Raw genomic sequence first — 16,464 nt, forward strand, 5'->3', positions numbered from 1 at the left:
TCTTGGGTCACTCCATTGACTCGGCCACAAATCGATCTGGCCACCGCGTTTCTCCGTAATCCCTCCGGTGGGCCTCCTGAGAAATGCTGCTGCGTTCGGATTCTTCGCATGGGATCAATCAAGAATTAGGATAACAGGGCGAGGTTTAGCATGAACACTCCACCATTGCGCCCTATGCCACTCTCAAGCCCGAATATCCTCTTAGCCGCTTAATAGGTTAGAGTTTCGAATTCGGAGGAAAGTTGCATAATGGAAATTGGTAGACATTATGCGTATAGCTTCAGGATCGTACGTCGGAAAGGGGGTGATAAGAAGCCCATCGTGAAAGGTCTGCCACGGACAAGGACCGGTCACATCCGGCCTTGCGACGATACTTCAAATCGGACGCTTAGTAGCTTATGACCAGTTCGTCTGGATGCTGTTTTACCCCCACAAGGCAGATCTTGGGTGCGTTATCTAAGGACAGACACCCACCAACAGGCGGGCGTCCATATTCAAAAGACCATTCTCCACAAATCAGGATTAAGGCTGAATTCTCCATTGCCTGACTGGCATGATCACCATTTCCTGTGCATCGGCGGCGCCGGCCGGGCGATTAAATGCGCTTATCCGGAATTCGTGAACACCTGGGGGCAGAATGCTTGGATCGAATTCCAGATAAACTGCTTTTTCAGTGGTATAGACCCGGAACTTTCCGTACTTTGGCTCATAGCCGTTCGCAGGCAACAATTCGACGTTTTCTATGCCGGTGCCGCGTACGTCCAACAAGATCCGTCCGCTAACGGTTTCACCATGCAACGGCGCGCTCAGCAACCTTACATTGAAGTCAGGGGCGGTTCCGTTCTGTACAGTCCAGCGGCGCGGTGCCATGGCGATTGCCTCGATGGCCCCTGGCTGGCCAGCCGTTACGTTGAAGACGCTGATTCGCGCCGCATGTATGCCGTCTGGCAGGGAGCGGGTGTCAAGATCAAGCCACGCGAAGGTCCGATCGTCCGAGACGTTGAATACACCCAGTTTGAGATCGTAGCCGCTTTCCGGAAGCAGCTCGACATTGACTAAGCCGCTTCCTCTTACTTCGTGACGGGCTGTACCGCTTATCGCGGCACCTCCGGGCGGTGCCACGACAGTGTTGACAGTGAAGTTCGAAGTCGTGCTCGCGTTGTTAATGTTCCATGTACGCGCACTCATCAACTCGACCTGACGAGTCGGGTCAAACCGATCATACGCAACAATACGAGCTTGCAACGGGCCATTTGGCAACTTGGTGGTATCGAGATCCAAAAAAGCGCTATTACCGGCAAATTCGTAGCCGAAAACTTCGTTGAATATGCCGTACACTGGTTCCGTAGCATTTGCTGGCAACAACCTGACGTTGGAAAGGTGGTAACCGCCGATTTCAAACCGGACTATGCCTGACAGAGTAGCTCCATTAGACGGTGCTGATTTCAACCCACCAGTCGTGAAGGTAGGGCCCGGGAGAAGTTTCGTGGTACCGGAAGATGCGGAACTACCATCTCCACCACCGCAAGCTGAAAGTAAAAGACCAAGAGAAATTGCCGATATTGCTTTTAGAATTGACTGGGGCTTTCGAAGAACCTGACTTCAGATGGATTAGCTCCCTGACGCTTTTTGTAATTGTTGGTGTAGCATTCCAAAGTACCCCTCCGGTGCGCTTGCGAATTCGCAATCGACCCGATATACCGTGCTAATCATGTAGATGAGTGTGTTTTATTCGCTACAGAACACATGCGAGAAGCTTTGAAGGTGCAGTATGTAGAACAGGACTGCGCAGCGCCGGACGGCGTTTCTGCTCAGGGCTTTTCGCCTGCCACTATTACCACGCTGTCCGTCCCGAGGACATAGCGTTTCCTATTGGAACTTTTTAACGTTATGGCAACAGGAGGCGTTCTTCGGACGGGCTTGGGCGAGCTCCCACGAACGATACTTGAATCTCATTCTAGGCGCACTCAAGCTTAAAGTGCGCCAGCACCGTATCGAGCTCTCATTGGGCGGGGTTGATGCAAACGACCGCATTGCATCATCGGCGTTGCATTTTGATACCAATTCAGTAGCTTGTCGCTCCCGCAGGCCAAGGCTGTGTCGCTAGAATCTCGCCATGAAAAAAATCATCCTGACGCTAGTTCTGCTTGCTTCGATTTCCGCACACGCCAGGGAGATAGCATCTTCCAACACCACCACCCCAAAATTTCGCGATTGTCCCCAGTTTTTCGCCGCAGCGACTTCCCCCCGTGTCAACAAGTCGTTTCAGGTAGCTCCGCGCGCGCTTTGCTATCAGTCTTTCGCAATTCTGTATTCCGGCGTTTCCAAGACGCCGGTGTTTGTCGCCGAAAGATTGAACCGGGCACAGCTGGAAGACGCGAAAGATGAAAAACGGACGAACCGGTTCTTTGCCGATGCGAGACTGCGCAAGGCTGAGCGCGCGGAACTGGATGATTACAAGGGTAGCGGGTTTGACCGTGGCCACATGGCACCTGCGGGCGACATGCCAAGTGCACGTGCGATGGCCCAAAGCTTTTCGCTGGCCAACGTGGTTCCTCAAGCGCCGAAGAACAACCAGAAAGCCTGGAACGGGATCGAGCAGGCGACACGCAAGTATGCCATGCGGGCAAAAGGGGACGTCTACGTTATTAGCGGCCCGATATATGAGGGTAAGCCAAAGACCATTGGAAACAATCGTGTCTGGGTGCCGAAATACCTCTACAAACTAGTATATGACGCTGCTACAGGCCGTGCATGGGCGCACTGGATTGAAAATACTGACCAGGCACGGGCAGGCAAACCAATCAGTTATGAAGAACTGGTCCGCAGAACCAACATCGAGTTCCTGCCGAAGGCAAAAATCATCGGCTAGAAACCAGTGCAGCTCACATACGAATTGTCCTAATGCTCAATGCGCCGCGTTTGGCCAAACTGGAGATGATCGATACTGCCGTCGACCTTTACTGTCCCCGCTGCCGGACTAGCGGATGCAACATCAGCTCGGGCGGACTGGACTGGTTACACCACAATAGTGTGTACTGGTCGAATTCCATCATTAACGCTTCCGCTTGGCCACCGCTGATATTAAGTATAAGGAAAGCTTCATCAGAATCGTCATCATTGTCTCCTGCCTGGCGTTCTGCGGGAAGAGACTTCAACTTCAGCTCTTCGATCGCAGTGGCAAGTTCCGCGTGTCGCGCCTTGTTTTTCGTGGCTGGCAATGGACATCCCGCCGGATTGCAGGCCGTAATGACAGCCGCAGTGGCTGCGCCTTGCGTTCTGAGCAGCTGCGCCAGTTCGGAATTTCGTATGCCAGCCTGTAGCTTAAGCCGGCGTGGAAGGCGAACGGTATAGGACGTGACTCGAAAAGCATTACGCTGTTGAGCCGAGAGTGTGGCACCGTCTATCAAGTAGTGGGAAGGAGACTTCATGGGTGTTAGCGGAAACCTGGCTTTGAAACAGGATAGGGAATGCTTCTAATCGATTATACTGTATATATGTACAGTATGTACGATATTTCAGCTGGCCCGGGCGATAGTATGAATGCTTCAACGCGATGGCGACAAATGGCAGGTCACGCAAGGCTTTATGGGATGGTGGGCCCATGACGGCTGTTATTGGCTTCGCGTAATATTCGATGTTCGTGAGAAGTGTTCGGTGAATACATAGTCTGACTGTTTGGTACCTGCTCAAACATGCATACTGGATAACGAACTGATAAGTACTTCCCAAGTTTGGATTGACGCAATCGCAATGAAAACATTCTTGTCCGTTCCCGCGGAAGACAGTGAACTGGCCCTGTCGTGCGGGGCTCAGCTCGACACAGCGACCGGCCAGCTGTTCGTGCCCCAAGGGTTGGCACTGGCACCGTTTTCTGCCTGGCTGCCATCGAGTCGGGAGCGCCTCGCCATATCGATATTGCAGGGCCGCGGCGTTTCACTAAGCGACCTGCTGAGCCGGGTCAGTGGCGCCATCAAAACCGCATTCGAGGATCCAATCTGGGTGCGGATCGAGATCAGCCAGTTGCAGATGCACAGCGGTCACTTGTACATCGCTGCAGTCGACAGGGACCAGGACGGCAAGGAAAAAGCCAAGGCCCGTGCCCAAATCTGGGCAAGCCGTGTTCCGGGTATCATTCGCAAATTCACTGGCCAGACGGGCATCGAGCTGGCTTCAGGCATCAAGCTGCTGGTCTATGCGAAGCCGGTTTTCAAGCCAGAATACGGTTTTTCGCTGGACATCGTCGATATCGATCCCAACTATACGCTGGGGGATATGGAAGCACGTCTGAAGCGCATCCGTGAACGATTGAAGTCCGAAGGACTCGCGCAGCGCAACAAGCAACTGATGACGCCCGCCGATTTCGCCAATGTGGCCGTGATCAGCCCGCCGGATGCGGCAGGCAAGGGGGACTTCCAGGCAGAAGCTGGCCGGCTGGAGGCAGCTGGTCTATGCCGCTTCACCTACTTCGACGCCGTCTTCCAGGGCGAACGGGCCAAGGAGTCTCTCAAGGAAGCGTTCATGGCTGCACTGGGCGAACACCGGCATTCCGCCTTTTGTGCATTGGTACTGATCCGCGGTGGCGGTGCACTGGCTGACCTGCATTGGCTCAACGAGTATGTCCTCGCCGGCATGGTATGCAAGTTTCCCTGCCCGGTATTGGTCGGCATCGGGCATGAGCGGGACACGACCATCCTCGACGAGTATGCGCACCGTTCGTTTGGCACGCCATCGAAAGTGATTGCCCATATTCGACAGCAGATCACCACGCGCGCACTCCGGGGACTGGAAGACTGGCAGGCGATCGTCCATGCTGCAAAGGCATACCTGGCACTGGCAGAAAGCAGGGCGCTGCAAAAGAGAAACGAAATCAGCACACTGACCGAGCGGCGCCTTGCACAGGCCGAAACCGCAACGAGTAGACAGCAGGAGTCGGTTAGCCGGCAGGGAACCGCCTTGTTGGATCTCGCGGTCAAACAGGCAGACAGACTGCATGACATGGTGCTCACGGCAGCCGGCGCCCAGGTCGACATAATAGCTGCTAGGGCCGAGCACTTGTCGATCAGCGTCAAGGACCGCGCGCAAAGCACAGCAGAGCGCGTCGAGCGCGACGTCATGGGTGCATTCAACAGTATTACGCTGGCAGCGCGGCGCAGTATCGACGGCATTGACGAGCACCTGCAGGACCAGTGGCTCGGCGTCGCGGCCACTGCGGACCGGATGCTGGGCACGGCCACACATTACTTGGAACGTGACATGGCCGATACACGGCATTTTGCACGTAAGGCACTTGACGATGCACAGGAACAGGCCAGGGATGTGATGGCTACGATTCTGGCCCATGGCATTGATCCGACGCTCAAGCGTGGATTCGCCGTAGTCAAGGACAGTACAGGCATGCCGATATCGAGCAGCCAGGTAGCTCAGCAACAGGAAACGATGAACATACAGTTCCGCGACGGGACAGTACGCGTACAAAAGGAATCCACATGAGTGACATCAATGGCTTTAACGCCGCCTACAAGATATTGCAAGCCAACGCAGAAAAGCTGAGGCGTCAGGACGATCTGGATATTGACAGCTTGGTGCCGATTGTCGAAGAAAGTGCGAAAGCCTACCAAGTGTGCAAGGAACGAATCGCAGCGGTACGGGCTGCTCTGCAAGAGCACCTGAAGGAAGAGAGCTCCGACGCGCCACAAAAGTAATTTGACAGCACGGACCACACATTGACTGCTTCCACTTTGAGCCTCCACGTAAGCTAGGCAGGAAGCTGCCCGTGCCCGGCGCCCGGGGAGTGCAATAGCCAGTGATGACCGCTTTTCTGGAACCACAGCTTCCGTTCTAGCGGTTGACGCCAAATAACACCCTTATATTCAAGCTTTTAGTTGCATGCGTATTAGTTGGAATGCGAATGATCTGGCGCCGGTGCCGGTCGGCTATTTTGCGGAGTTTCAGATTTTTCTCGAAGGTCGCCGCCTCTTTCCCCGGCGCGCGCAAGAGCTTGTTTGGGCAGATACCAGACGCTTCGCCGATGTCATCGGCCCGGGCCATGACGCCGTGAACAAGGCAGGCTGGCATTGCGCGGCGAGTGCTCCTATTTGTTTCACGGCAGTCTTGCATGACCAGGTCGTAGCTGCAGCCTGGGCCAGACACATCATCGCCGGCGACAGCACGCACGGATGCAATATCGCCTATGCACTACTCGACCAAGTCGAAGGCAGAGGAGTCGCCAAACTGCTTTCGTCGATGGCCGTTCAAGCGCTGTGTAACGAGCTTCCCGGCCTCAATTTTGTCAACGTCCAGACACGAGTACTCAATACAAGATCGGCGGCCCTCGCGCAGTCATTCGGCATGCAACATGTGCCAGAGCAGGAATTTGCAACCCTCAGGCCGGGTAGCAACCTAATGATCCAATATTGCACTTACCGTATTGGGATGGCAGCCTTTATTTCCCGTGCCCGACAGGTGATCGCACAGCGTCTTCGTCCGGTTGACAACAAGTTTGCTGCCATGGAGGCCACTGAAAATCAGGCTGCAATCGACTGCAATTGAGATGATTTCGCGAAGACCAAGTCGACAAGCAGATGCGAACAGCCGATCGACCTGCCGCTGTGGCCGTTGCCTTTTACAGGATTTCAATATCGAGTCTAACGCTGGGAAACTCATTGTGTAGCTGGCTGTCCTCAGGTTTGAGTTCGCTCACTGGCAGCGCCGGCACTGTGCTGTGGCCGTAGCCGGCCGCAGGAAGCCAAGATAGCAACCTCGTACCTCTGTACTTGTCGGGACGCTCAGGAAGGAGTCAGCCGTACCAAATTGCTTTGTCGATGCCCCAAACGCGAATACTGCCTTGTCCTTGGGATTGAGACATAATACCTTTGCCACAACTTAGTTTCCAATTCCATGAAGCTTCCAAGTCCGCTGTTCGAGTTGGAGTCATATGATCCAGTGCCCTTGCTCGATGCAATCAGCCAAGCGATTTCGGTCAAGAGTGACAATGCATTGGCCAAGGCATTAGGTATTACCCAAGGAGCAATGTCGAAGATCCGCAATAAGCGCAAGCCTGTCTCGGCAGAGGTTTTGCTGAGAATGCATGATATTTCTGGGCTGAGTATTCGTCACATGCGTACCCTCATGGGTGATAATCGCCGCTTCTTCTGAGGAATCGCCGCCTTGGCGCTTCTTGCATGACGCCGGCCACCACGCATCGTCCTCGCACTGCTCAGACACCCGTACGGCGTAAAAATGCTGCAGATGTAGGACCTGGCCCTTGGCCGGGCCGCACATCCTCGACGCCCTGATTCATGAGGACGCGCGGCTTTTAACCTGAATGGAGTTTTTTCGAGGTTTCGGTGGCTGAAGTGCTTCGACTAGGCTTAAGCCGCGACCGAGTCGTTTATAGACAGTTGATGTGTTCAGCCCCAAACGGCGAATCCATTCGGTGATAGGGTGTGATTCGCCGTTCATTTCCACTATCACGGTGCTGCGGCGGTTGAATGCATGTTCTTTTGTGGTAACCCAGTGACAGTTTTCCGGGGAATAGTCCTTGTTGATGTCGATGCGCCCGAAGCGATGATCTGGGCTTGGACGTTCTCCCATGTCTGTAAGAAAATTGGGAAATGAATCAAGCCAGCGCTCGCATACCCTTATGCCAAGACCACCGCAAATTGAGTATCTCGAATTATTCGGGTTATAGCAGCGTTGTTTCATTCCCTGCCAAACTTCCCATTCAACAGAGTCTGATTTCCCGTGGTCGGTGAATACATTTTTGATGATCTCGACACTGATGCATTTGCAGGATCGGGTTCGCCCACTTAATAAGCTGTTACCAGCCACCACAGTAGTACTTCCGCAGTCACAAAGGCAGTTCCATTTCGCGTTTTTTCGGGGCTCGTTCGGTGCTCGCGACACCACAACAAGCCGTCCAAATCGTTGACCAATTAAATTTTTTAGACCTGCCATGAGAGATTGAAGCTCAGGATGAAGCTGACATTTTACAAGGGAGCGACAAGGTTCTTTGATAGATTCGTCTGCTTTCGGACACTTGTCTGTCATTCACGTTCAAGCGGTATGCAATGGCCATGACAGGCCGCCTGACTAGCAGGGATAAGAGTTTGTCCTGTCGCCTATTCTATACACCACGATGATGAAACGATCAGCACCTGGGCCAAAGGTATGCGAAAATTAGTTCCAAAAAAAAACATATTGGAGCAAGTTGTGTGTTCAGATGGTATAGAGTTTTGTCGTCCTGTTCCCGATGATTCCCCTATTTTTGCAAACGTACCGAATGGTCATACCATCAATGTTGACGGCATACTGTACGTCAAGGAAAGTGAGTGGCTGTCATTCCTGATTTCCATCCGTGATAGCGTACTGAATGGAGAGGAATCCGTTTAATCGACTCGGTACTTTTACTTATGGCCCGTCCCAATCGTGTGTTAAAGCTAGAATCCTATGACCCGAATCCATTGCTGGATAGGTTAATAAGCGTCGTCCCGGGCCAGAATGATATTGGTCTGGCAGCTGCATTAGGCGTCACAAAGAGCATTATTTCGAAGATACGGAACAAGCATGCCGACATTTCAGCAGAAATGTTGCTCAACATGCACGAGATGTCAGGCCTGAGTATTCGTGAACTGCGCAACCTAATGGGGGATACGCGCCGCCTTTTCTGAGCACATGCCAGCTTAGCGCTTGAAAGCAGTTGGCCACCATTCTTTGATATCGGACGGATCAGCCAAGCCCTGTGGTTCGTCTTTGTACCAAAATTTACTGAGAGGACGAAGCCAAGCAGCACTGCGTTTTCTACCATCCTTTGTCATCACGATGCACGGCTCCTCATTTCTGAGCAGTGGTAGGGCGTTACTTGTTTCTACATACATGCGATACCTTGGCTGTCAAAGTAGAACCTGTGCTTCGATACGGAGTATTCGTGCATATTCGTCTGGGCGCTTCTTACCTTACCGCATCAGCTCGCCCAGAAGATGTATCGAGGAGTTGCATTCTTCGTGGGCCTGCAAAGTAAGCCATCATTCTCTCCGACCGTCGTGTTTCTAGATTCTGCCACAGCACGGCCTCATGACGGCAATTTTCCAAGACGCACAACAAACTGCCATTAGACGCATGTCATCAACCTTCAATATTAGCGAAAGTCTAGCGCAAGTTCGGTTGTATCCAGAAGCCTAACAGGCTAGAAAAGTTTCCCGTAGGGAATACTTAGACATTATGCGACGAAGCAAAGGCGGATTATCCAATGTGGTGTTCTGAAGCTTGGTCGCTATGGCTAACGGTATCTTCAAAGCCAAGGGGTGATTTCGACGCCAGGATCTTGTCCAACGCTTCTATATCCATTGGCTTGACAAAGTGATCATCAAAGCCGGCGGCCAGGGCCGATTCTTTGTCATGGGTCTGGCCGTACCCGGTCAGTGCGATTAGCGTTGCGTTGGCGGTGGCTGAGGATTTGCGTAACCGACGAGCGAGTTCATAGCCGTCCATGTCGGGCAGTCCGATATCGAGGATGTACAACGCAAGGGGATCGGTTTGACTGTACTCTATTGTGCTCTTTGCATCGTTTCTGATAACGACGGAGTGGCCTTTTGCCGAAAGGAGATTGGCAAGCGTTTGTGCCGCATCGACATTGTCATCCACAATCATCAGACGCACTGGCGCGATTGAGGCACCCAGGGATTCGTCGGTTAAGTCTGTTTCACCATGACCGGTACCCAGCAGGGGAAGATACAGGGTAAAGCGCGCACCTTTTTCTTTTCCAGGACTTTCAGCCTCCACGCGCCCCCCGTGTAGCGACATAATGCTACGTACCAGTGCCAGCCCAAGACCTAGTCCACCCTGAGATCGATCTGGAGTACGTTGTGCTTGCCTGAAGAGCTCAAACACGTGTGGCAGTAACTCTTGTTCAATGCCGATGCCGTTGTCAGCTACGCTCAGCTTCACCTCATAAGCTTGCGCTTCAACAGTCAAGGTGATCTGTCCGCCTTGCGGCGTGTACTTGGCAGCGTTATTCAGTAGATTGGTGACGACCTGAATAAGTCGAGTCTCATCCCCCATCACTGCCGCATGCGAAGACCGCATATGAAGATGCAAGTCATGGCCACGCGCTTCTATCAAGGGTCGTGCCTGCTCGATCGCAACCGAAACGACGGATATGATATCAACCTTGTTCTTGTCGAGGACCACCAGGCCACGAGTGACACGCGAGACATCTAAAAGGTCATCAATAAGCGATTTGAGCTGTCCCACCTGACGAACAATGATGTCGCTGGACTGCTGCAGGATTTTTTCATTTTTCCCTGCAAGTTTCAGGAGTTCGGCAGCCGCTGCAATAGGAGACAAGGGGTTGCGTAGCTCATGCGCAAGCATGGCGAGGAACTCGTCTTTGGCGGTATTTTGATTTTCTGCCAGACGCCGTGCTTCCTGTTCGCTATGCAACAGCCTTTCGCGCTCCTGTTCCAATCGCTTACGGGCCTGATTCTCTTCAGTGAGCTTTATACCGGCTTCCTGCAAAGCGCGCTGCAACCGGTCCGCTTCCAATACGCCGGAGGTCTTCGGTTGAGGAATTCCGCCAAGCTCAAGTGCCTTCGCGGCCGCCAGGGTCAGGTTGAACGATCCGGTAATGCGGCGCGCAAAAATCGTGATACCCACCACGGCGCAACCAAGCACCAGGCACAGGGCCAGCGCGGCATACAGCGTCGCAGTACGAGCCGAGCGATTAATCTCTGACATTGGCGCCGCTATCGCGACCGTCCAATTGGCGCGGGAGGTATGGGTGAATGCGTTGTATGCCCAAAACCCATCACGGGTAAAGTTCTCGATCCTGCCGCTCCATTGATTTACCGAGGCATCAAATAGTTGCGGTTTGACCGGTGTGCCAGTGAACTCCTTCTCACGAAGATTGCGTGCTATCGTGATGCCGTCCGATCCAAATACGCCGACTACCCATGTGTCGGACATATCTTTTCGATGCAGAAGTTTGGTAAAGTGATTGGCGTGGAAAGTATGAGCAAGCAGGAATTTTTTACCAGTAGAAGTGGTGACTGGAATATTGACAGAAACGACTTTCCACTTACCCGCACGTCCTTCGCGCAGGTTGGAAACGCTAGGCTTTTGTAACGCGATCGCCGCTGGCACCCATTCATTGGAAGGCTCTGATAGTTGGCTCTTGAACGGGTGATGCGTATGTGCCAGCATGTCGCCGTTGCCATCGTAAATGACGGCCCACGAATCCGATGTGGTAATGGTTCGCTTCATAAGAGCATACACAGAGGCAAAGTCTTCCCGATGCATATGGTCTGTCTGAGCAATGACGCGCAACGCACCTTCGGCGTCAGCAAGCTCTTGATCGATTGCAAGAGCGATAGATCGGGTTTTCTCTTCAATGCCTTGCAGTTGGGTTTCCTTTTCTTGCTCCAATAACAGGTGAAGTCCCCAAGCTGAAAGGGCGACGAGCGGCAAAAGCACCAGAGCGATGACTAGGATGATGTAGCTACGAGTTTTCATCGAACATTTCGACAAGAGGCATTAAAGGTTTTCCAGCCAAGTACCGCATTGATGCAGCGTCACAAGGCCGCTTCAGAAACTTCCAGAACCACATTGTAGGTTGCTTTCTGTTGAGAACGCTCCTATGAGGAAGAGACTTCTAGGGTTCAACAATTTTAGTTCGAAATTGATGCAAATATAGCAATATTTTAAGTGCTTTCGCGATGGCGCTTATGGGAAATGGTCGGTAGGCCCATTTCCCTTGATCAATTGGAGTCCTGTCTCATGTGTTCCGGCTGACGGAAATGGCGAAGGGAAGCGACAAGCGGAACTAAAGGCCGCTAGTCTTTCCTATGTGCATAGCGTGACTGAGAGTCGTAAAGCAGCGACTCGGGATAATCAGTGGAACAGACCTCGCATCCCCATTCGCCATCAATCTACCAATTGACGTCCTGACAGAAAGCCCAATTCACTGCAAAAATGTCACTAGCGAGGCCACCGAATAGCCATTTCATGTGAGCAACAGGATTTCTCATTCGAATCTGGCGGTCTGCGACTTAGCCTATAGCGGCCTATGACACGAATGGACGCTACCGGCACAAACCATTCTGCCATGCACCGTGGGCAGGGCATGTTTCTCAGCGGAAATAGCCGCTTGTATTAAATGATATAGTTGTCGTTTGAGCTAACGAAGCCATTCATGATCACTCACCCCAATGACCAGCCTGCGGACTTCAATTCGCTGCGGCGCATTCAGCTGTTGGTCGAGAAGATAACGGACTATGCGATTTATATGCTGAGTCCGGAAGGGCTCGTTACGACTTGGAATGCCGGTGCCGCGCGTTTCAAGGGGTACTCGAGCCAAGAGATTATTGGCCAGCACTTTTCACGATTCTATTCTGCCGAAGACCAGATGGCCGGAATTCCCGCCAAAGCACTTGCTACGGCGATCAGGGAAGGGAAGTTCGAGGCGGAAGGCTGGCGCTACCGTAAGGATGGCAGTCGCTTCTGGGCCTCGGTGGTGATTGATCCGATCTTTGACAATACCGGCGTCCTGGTCGGCTTTGCAAAAATTACGCGCGACATCACCGACAAGAAACGCGTAAAGGATGCACTCCATGCAAGCGAGGAAAATTTCCGCCTGCTTGTTCAAAGCGTGGTTGACTATGCCATTTATATGCTTTCGCCAACCGGGGAAATTACTAACTGGAATACCGGCGCTCAGCGCATCAAGGGCTATTCGACCGATGAAGTCGTCGGCACCCATTTTTCCCGTTTCTATACGGACGAGGACCGGGCAAAAGGCCTTCCTGCTCACGGACTAGAGACCGCACGCAGTACCGGACGCTTCGAAGCGGAGGGCTGGCGGGTGCGCAAGGACGGCACCAGGTTCTATGCAAGCGTTGTCATCGATGCGATTCATAATGACGATGGCGTTCTCATTGGCTTTGCAAAGATCACGCGGGATGTTTCCGAGCGCAGGATGCTCGAGGAGACGCGCTCGGCGTTGGAACGTGCTCAACGGCTCGAATCGATCGGCAAGCTGACCGGCGGAGTCGCACACGACTTCAATAACATCTTGCAGGTCATCGGCGGGAATTTGCAATTGCTGATGGCTGCGATCCAGGGGAACGAGGCGGCCCACCGTCATGCTCAAGTGGCATTGAACGCGGTAGAACGAGGCGGCAAGCTGTCTTCCCAATTACTCGCCTTCGCAAGACGACAACCGCTGCAGCCGATTGTGATCAACATGGGACGCGTCTTACGCGGCATGGAAGACTTGCTTCGTCGCGCCCTTGGCGAGACGATCGGTATTGAAACTATCGTTTCAGGCGGACTTTGGAATGCAGTAATCGATCCGCACCAATTGGAAAACGTGATTCTGAACCTAGCGATCAATGCGCGCGATGCGATGCCTGGGGGAGGCAAGCTCACCATCGAACTGGGTAACTCCGTATTGGACGATGCGTACGTGACGACGGTCATTGACGTGCCAGCAGGGCAATATGTCATGCTAGCCATCACCGATACCGGCACCGGGATGACAAAGGAAGTCCTTGAACGCGCTGTGGAACCGTTTTTTACGACCAAGCCTGAAGGGCAGGGGACAGGACTGGGATTGAGCATGGCTTTTGGATTCGCCAAGCAAAGCAACGGTCATTTCAGGATCTACAGCGAACTTGGGCATGGTACAACGATCAAGATCTACTTCCCGCGCTCGCATGAAGGCGAGGAAATTCTCTCGGCTCCGATTCCTACGAAAGTGACCGGCGGAACAGAAACGATTCTCGTCGTCGAAGACGATCTGACGGTGCAGCAGACGGTGGTAGAGATGCTGAGCAGCCTTGGTTATAAAGTACTGAAGGCTGATAACGCGACGACAGCGCTGGCGGTATTGAAAGCCGGCGTGCATTGCGATTTACTGTTCACTGACGTTGTCATGCCAGGTGAGCTGAAAAGCCCAGACTTGGTCAGGCAGGCAAAGGCTCTGCTACCTTCCCTCGAGGTGTTGTACACCTCCGGCTATACACAAAATGCCATTATCCATGGCGGGAGGCTAGACCCTGGCGTGCAGTTATTGAGCAAGCCGTATCGCCGGGAAGAGCTTGCACTGAAAGTGCACCAGATTCTGAAAGGCAGGGCACGCGAGGCGCAGTCTCTAGCGGCAATGACCATATTGGCGGAACGGGGGAGCGCACCGCGAGCAAGTGCACGTCGTGTCCTGGTGGTCGAGGACATGATCGATTCGCAGGAAATGACATGCGAGCTGCTGCATGTTCTTGGACATTCCACGCAGGCGGTAGCCAGCGCAGAAGATGCATTGAAATTGCTCTCCGAAGGGCACTTCGATGTACTGCTTACTGACTACCAGCTGCCTGGCATGGATGGTCTTGCATTGGCAAGGAAGGCAAGACTGGAACAACCTCAGCTGGAAATTATCTTCTCGTCCGGATACGGGGACATCAAGGGTGCTGCATTGAAACTCGGTGCAAAAATACTGACCAAGCCTTTCGATCTAGATGCTCTCCGGACAGCGCTGAAGTGAAAAAGATGCGTACGCAAAAGCCGCTTGACTCGACGGTTGTTAATCAAGCAGCCGAGTCGTCGTGAACTACTTGCCGTTTGAATCAGGAAGTCATGAATTGAACTTGATGTTGCTCTCCAATGGAGGGCATCTTGCCTAGATCATGAGGGATTTCCCTTATTTCTTTATCGATGACCTGAAAAAATGCTTCAGAGTGGGCAGGCGCATCAAAAATCAGCATTTTCGCTTGGCTATCAGACATACCTTTGAAACTGTGTACGGTGCCGCCCGGGGCATAAATGAAATCACCTCGACCAACGATGTGCTCCTGCCCTGCGATAACGAAACGAATCTCACCCTCGATAACATAGTACGTCTCGTCCCACGGATGGCAATGCGGTGGCGGTCCGGAATGCTTTGGCAGAACGGCTTCTATCAAAGACCAGCCCTTGCTGGTGTCATTTGCAGAGCACAGGAACTGAATTTGCGTTCCTAAATGTTGAGCAAGTCTGACTGGCGGTTGCCCTGTTTTCTGACGACGATCTTCTTGTGCATGATAGATTTCCTTGTCATAGAGCCTACAATGTCATACACTATGACATCTCGTCCCGCACTGTGTCAATGAAAAATTTAGCATCCCTTACCGACCGTAAAAACGACCTTACTCGCCAGCTCATTTTGGATGCAGCTATCGAGATGGTAGAAGCAGCACCGGTTCATGAACTGACCGTCCGCGCGGCAGCAAAGCAGGCCAATATCTCAGAACGGACGGTCTTTCGTTACTTCTCTTCGCGTGATGACCTCCTCGACGCTGTCGCTGAAGAAATGCACCGCAAACTCAACTTACCGTCGCCGCCTTCTACGCTTGACGAGTTACTCGTCGCCCCACGACAGCTGTTCTCTGCTTTTGACAAAAAGACGGCTCTTACGAAAGCGGCGCTCCATCCTGAGATCGTTGACCGCATACGTGAGTCCCAGGGTTCTCGAACAGGAATCGCAATCGAGGACATCATTGACGGACTGGCGCCTGAGTCCGGCGTCCAGGAACGTCGATTTGCCGTCGCGACCATACGCTACTACCTCACAGCCAGCACATGGTATTACTACCGTTTCTCTTTTGGATTTACTCTAGAGGAGAGTATTGTTGGGGCTGAGATGGCGATTCGGCAGGCGATTAACAATATCGCTCAATAAATGAAATCATGGACCCTGTCGACGTCATCGAATGCCTAGTTATGACGACAATCTTGTGTCATCAACACATCTTCAATTGATCAGTTCTTCCTGCCCCAGCTTTATGCGCATGACTTCATGCAGGTTAGTATGCCTAACGGCGCCAGTGTGTTTTCGCTAACCATTTGTGATGCTCATTGCGAGGCGGATGTACGATGGGGTATCACGCCATACAGGCCTACGACTCAGCAATCTTCAGTGTTTATGTCGCACTTTCGGAATGATTGATGCTGTCAGATCCATTGCCGTCAAGTACCGACTAAGCGGACTGTAGCCATATCAATATGAAATTGCATTGCTGCTTCTGCGGCGATGGGGTCTTTTCTGACAATTGCCTCTACCACTCGCCGGTGCTCCTGCTCCACGGCTTCTTTCCTTTGTGGCTGATGAGAAGGCGAAAATTTACGAGACAAGTCCATGGCAAAGGATATCTGATTGCGTAGTGATTTGAGGACGGCCATTACTAATGGATTCCTCGACGCCTCTGCAATCGTGATATGGAATGCCAAATCAGCGTCCACTGAATTTTCGTAACCGTTCACCCTTCGGCGAAGCTGTCTTGGATTAAGGAAGGAGCAACGCCATCTCTCCAATGTGCTTGAATGGCCTGTGTGAGGAAGGTAAGCGGATTGCGACCTTGCAGCTTGCAACTGCCGACGACCGTCATGATGCGCTCGACATAGTGTGAGCCACGCACCGACTGCGTCCCGAAGCTG

14 protein-coding genes are annotated in these 16,464 nt (G+C 52.7%); 8 read left to right on the plus strand and 6 right to left on the minus strand.

The genetic code is table 11. The features are described 5' to 3' along the window. Positions 1-522: 522 nt before the first annotated feature. Positions 523-1,449, minus strand: a complete 927-nt coding sequence (locus IGW03_RS30585; protein ID WP_194726253.1) for a hypothetical protein — start codon at positions 1,447-1,449, stop codon at positions 523-525. Between the two features lie 667 nt (positions 1,450-2,116). Between IGW03_RS30585 and IGW03_RS30590 the strand changes: the two genes are divergently transcribed. Then, the gene (locus IGW03_RS30590; protein ID WP_194726254.1) at positions 2,117-2,872 is read left to right on the plus strand and encodes a DNA/RNA non-specific endonuclease; all 756 of its coding nucleotides are present in this window, start codon (positions 2,117-2,119) and stop codon (positions 2,870-2,872) included. An 88-nt stretch (positions 2,873-2,960) separates the two neighbouring features. On the opposite strand, the gene IGW03_RS39115 is transcribed toward IGW03_RS30590, so the two are convergent. Further along, positions 2,961-3,431, minus strand: coding sequence for a DUF3293 domain-containing protein (locus IGW03_RS39115; protein WP_194726255.1), 471 nt, complete (start codon positions 3,429-3,431; stop codon positions 2,961-2,963). A gap of 322 nt (positions 3,432-3,753) precedes the next feature. Here IGW03_RS39115 and xseA point away from each other — a divergent pair, with 322 nt between their 5' ends. The 4 genes from xseA (at position 3,754) to IGW03_RS30615 (ending at position 7,158) form a co-directional block, all read left to right on the plus strand. Continuing rightward, positions 3,754-5,493, plus strand: coding sequence for an exodeoxyribonuclease VII large subunit (xseA, locus tag IGW03_RS30600; protein WP_194726256.1), 1,740 nt, complete (start codon positions 3,754-3,756; stop codon positions 5,491-5,493). Then, positions 5,490-5,705, plus strand: a complete 216-nt coding sequence (gene xseB / locus IGW03_RS30605; protein ID WP_194726257.1) for an exodeoxyribonuclease VII small subunit — start codon at positions 5,490-5,492, stop codon at positions 5,703-5,705. The genes xseA and xseB overlap by 4 nt, the downstream gene beginning before the upstream one ends. 184 nt (positions 5,706-5,889) lie before the next feature. Next, on the plus strand, positions 5,890-6,552 hold the full coding sequence (locus IGW03_RS30610; protein WP_194726258.1) for a GNAT family N-acetyltransferase: 663 nt from the start codon (positions 5,890-5,892) through the stop codon (positions 6,550-6,552). A 348-nt stretch (positions 6,553-6,900) separates the two neighbouring features. Continuing rightward, complete coding sequence (locus tag IGW03_RS30615; protein ID WP_194726259.1) at positions 6,901-7,158, plus strand: helix-turn-helix domain-containing protein; 258 nt, start codon at positions 6,901-6,903, stop codon at positions 7,156-7,158. A 141-nt stretch (positions 7,159-7,299) separates the two neighbouring features. Here the strand turns inward: IGW03_RS30615 and IGW03_RS30620 are convergent, their stop codons facing one another. Further along, a complete protein-coding gene (locus IGW03_RS30620; RefSeq protein ID WP_194726260.1) occupies positions 7,300-8,052 on the minus strand; it encodes a hypothetical protein in 753 nt (250 codons plus the stop codon). 362 nt (positions 8,053-8,414) lie between these two features. Here IGW03_RS30620 and IGW03_RS30625 point away from each other — a divergent pair, with 362 nt between their 5' ends. Further along, the gene (locus IGW03_RS30625) at positions 8,415-8,672 is read left to right on the plus strand and encodes a helix-turn-helix domain-containing protein (protein ID WP_194726261.1); all 258 of its coding nucleotides are present in this window, start codon (positions 8,415-8,417) and stop codon (positions 8,670-8,672) included. A 571-nt stretch (positions 8,673-9,243) separates the two neighbouring features. Here IGW03_RS30625 and IGW03_RS30630 read toward each other — a convergent pair. Beyond that, the gene (locus tag IGW03_RS30630) at positions 9,244-11,511 is read right to left on the minus strand and encodes an ATP-binding protein (RefSeq protein ID WP_194726262.1); all 2,268 of its coding nucleotides are present in this window, start codon (positions 11,509-11,511) and stop codon (positions 9,244-9,246) included. Positions 11,512-12,190: 679 nt separating this feature from the next. On the opposite strand from IGW03_RS30630, the gene IGW03_RS30635 reads away from it, so the two are divergent. Continuing rightward, a complete protein-coding gene (locus IGW03_RS30635) occupies positions 12,191-14,536 on the plus strand; it encodes a PAS domain S-box protein (protein ID WP_194726263.1) in 2,346 nt (781 codons plus the stop codon). An 82-nt stretch (positions 14,537-14,618) separates the two neighbouring features. Here the strand turns inward: IGW03_RS30635 and IGW03_RS30640 are convergent, their stop codons facing one another. Continuing rightward, positions 14,619-14,954, minus strand: a complete 336-nt coding sequence (locus tag IGW03_RS30640; protein WP_194726264.1) for a cupin domain-containing protein — start codon at positions 14,952-14,954, stop codon at positions 14,619-14,621. 182 nt (positions 14,955-15,136) lie between these two features. On the opposite strand from IGW03_RS30640, the gene IGW03_RS30645 reads away from it, so the two are divergent. Beyond that, positions 15,137-15,709, plus strand: coding sequence for a TetR/AcrR family transcriptional regulator (locus IGW03_RS30645; protein ID WP_194726265.1), 573 nt, complete (start codon positions 15,137-15,139; stop codon positions 15,707-15,709). Between the two features lie 287 nt (positions 15,710-15,996). On the opposite strand, the gene IGW03_RS30650 is transcribed toward IGW03_RS30645, so the two are convergent. Next, entirely contained in the window at positions 15,997-16,269 is a 273-nt protein-coding gene (locus IGW03_RS30650) for a FadR/GntR family transcriptional regulator (protein WP_194726266.1), read from the minus strand. Positions 16,270-16,464 lie beyond the last annotated feature (195 nt).

Source organism: Noviherbaspirillum malthae, from assembly GCF_015352985.1.
GTDB lineage: Bacteria > Pseudomonadota > Gammaproteobacteria > Burkholderiales > Burkholderiaceae_D > Noviherbaspirillum > Noviherbaspirillum malthae.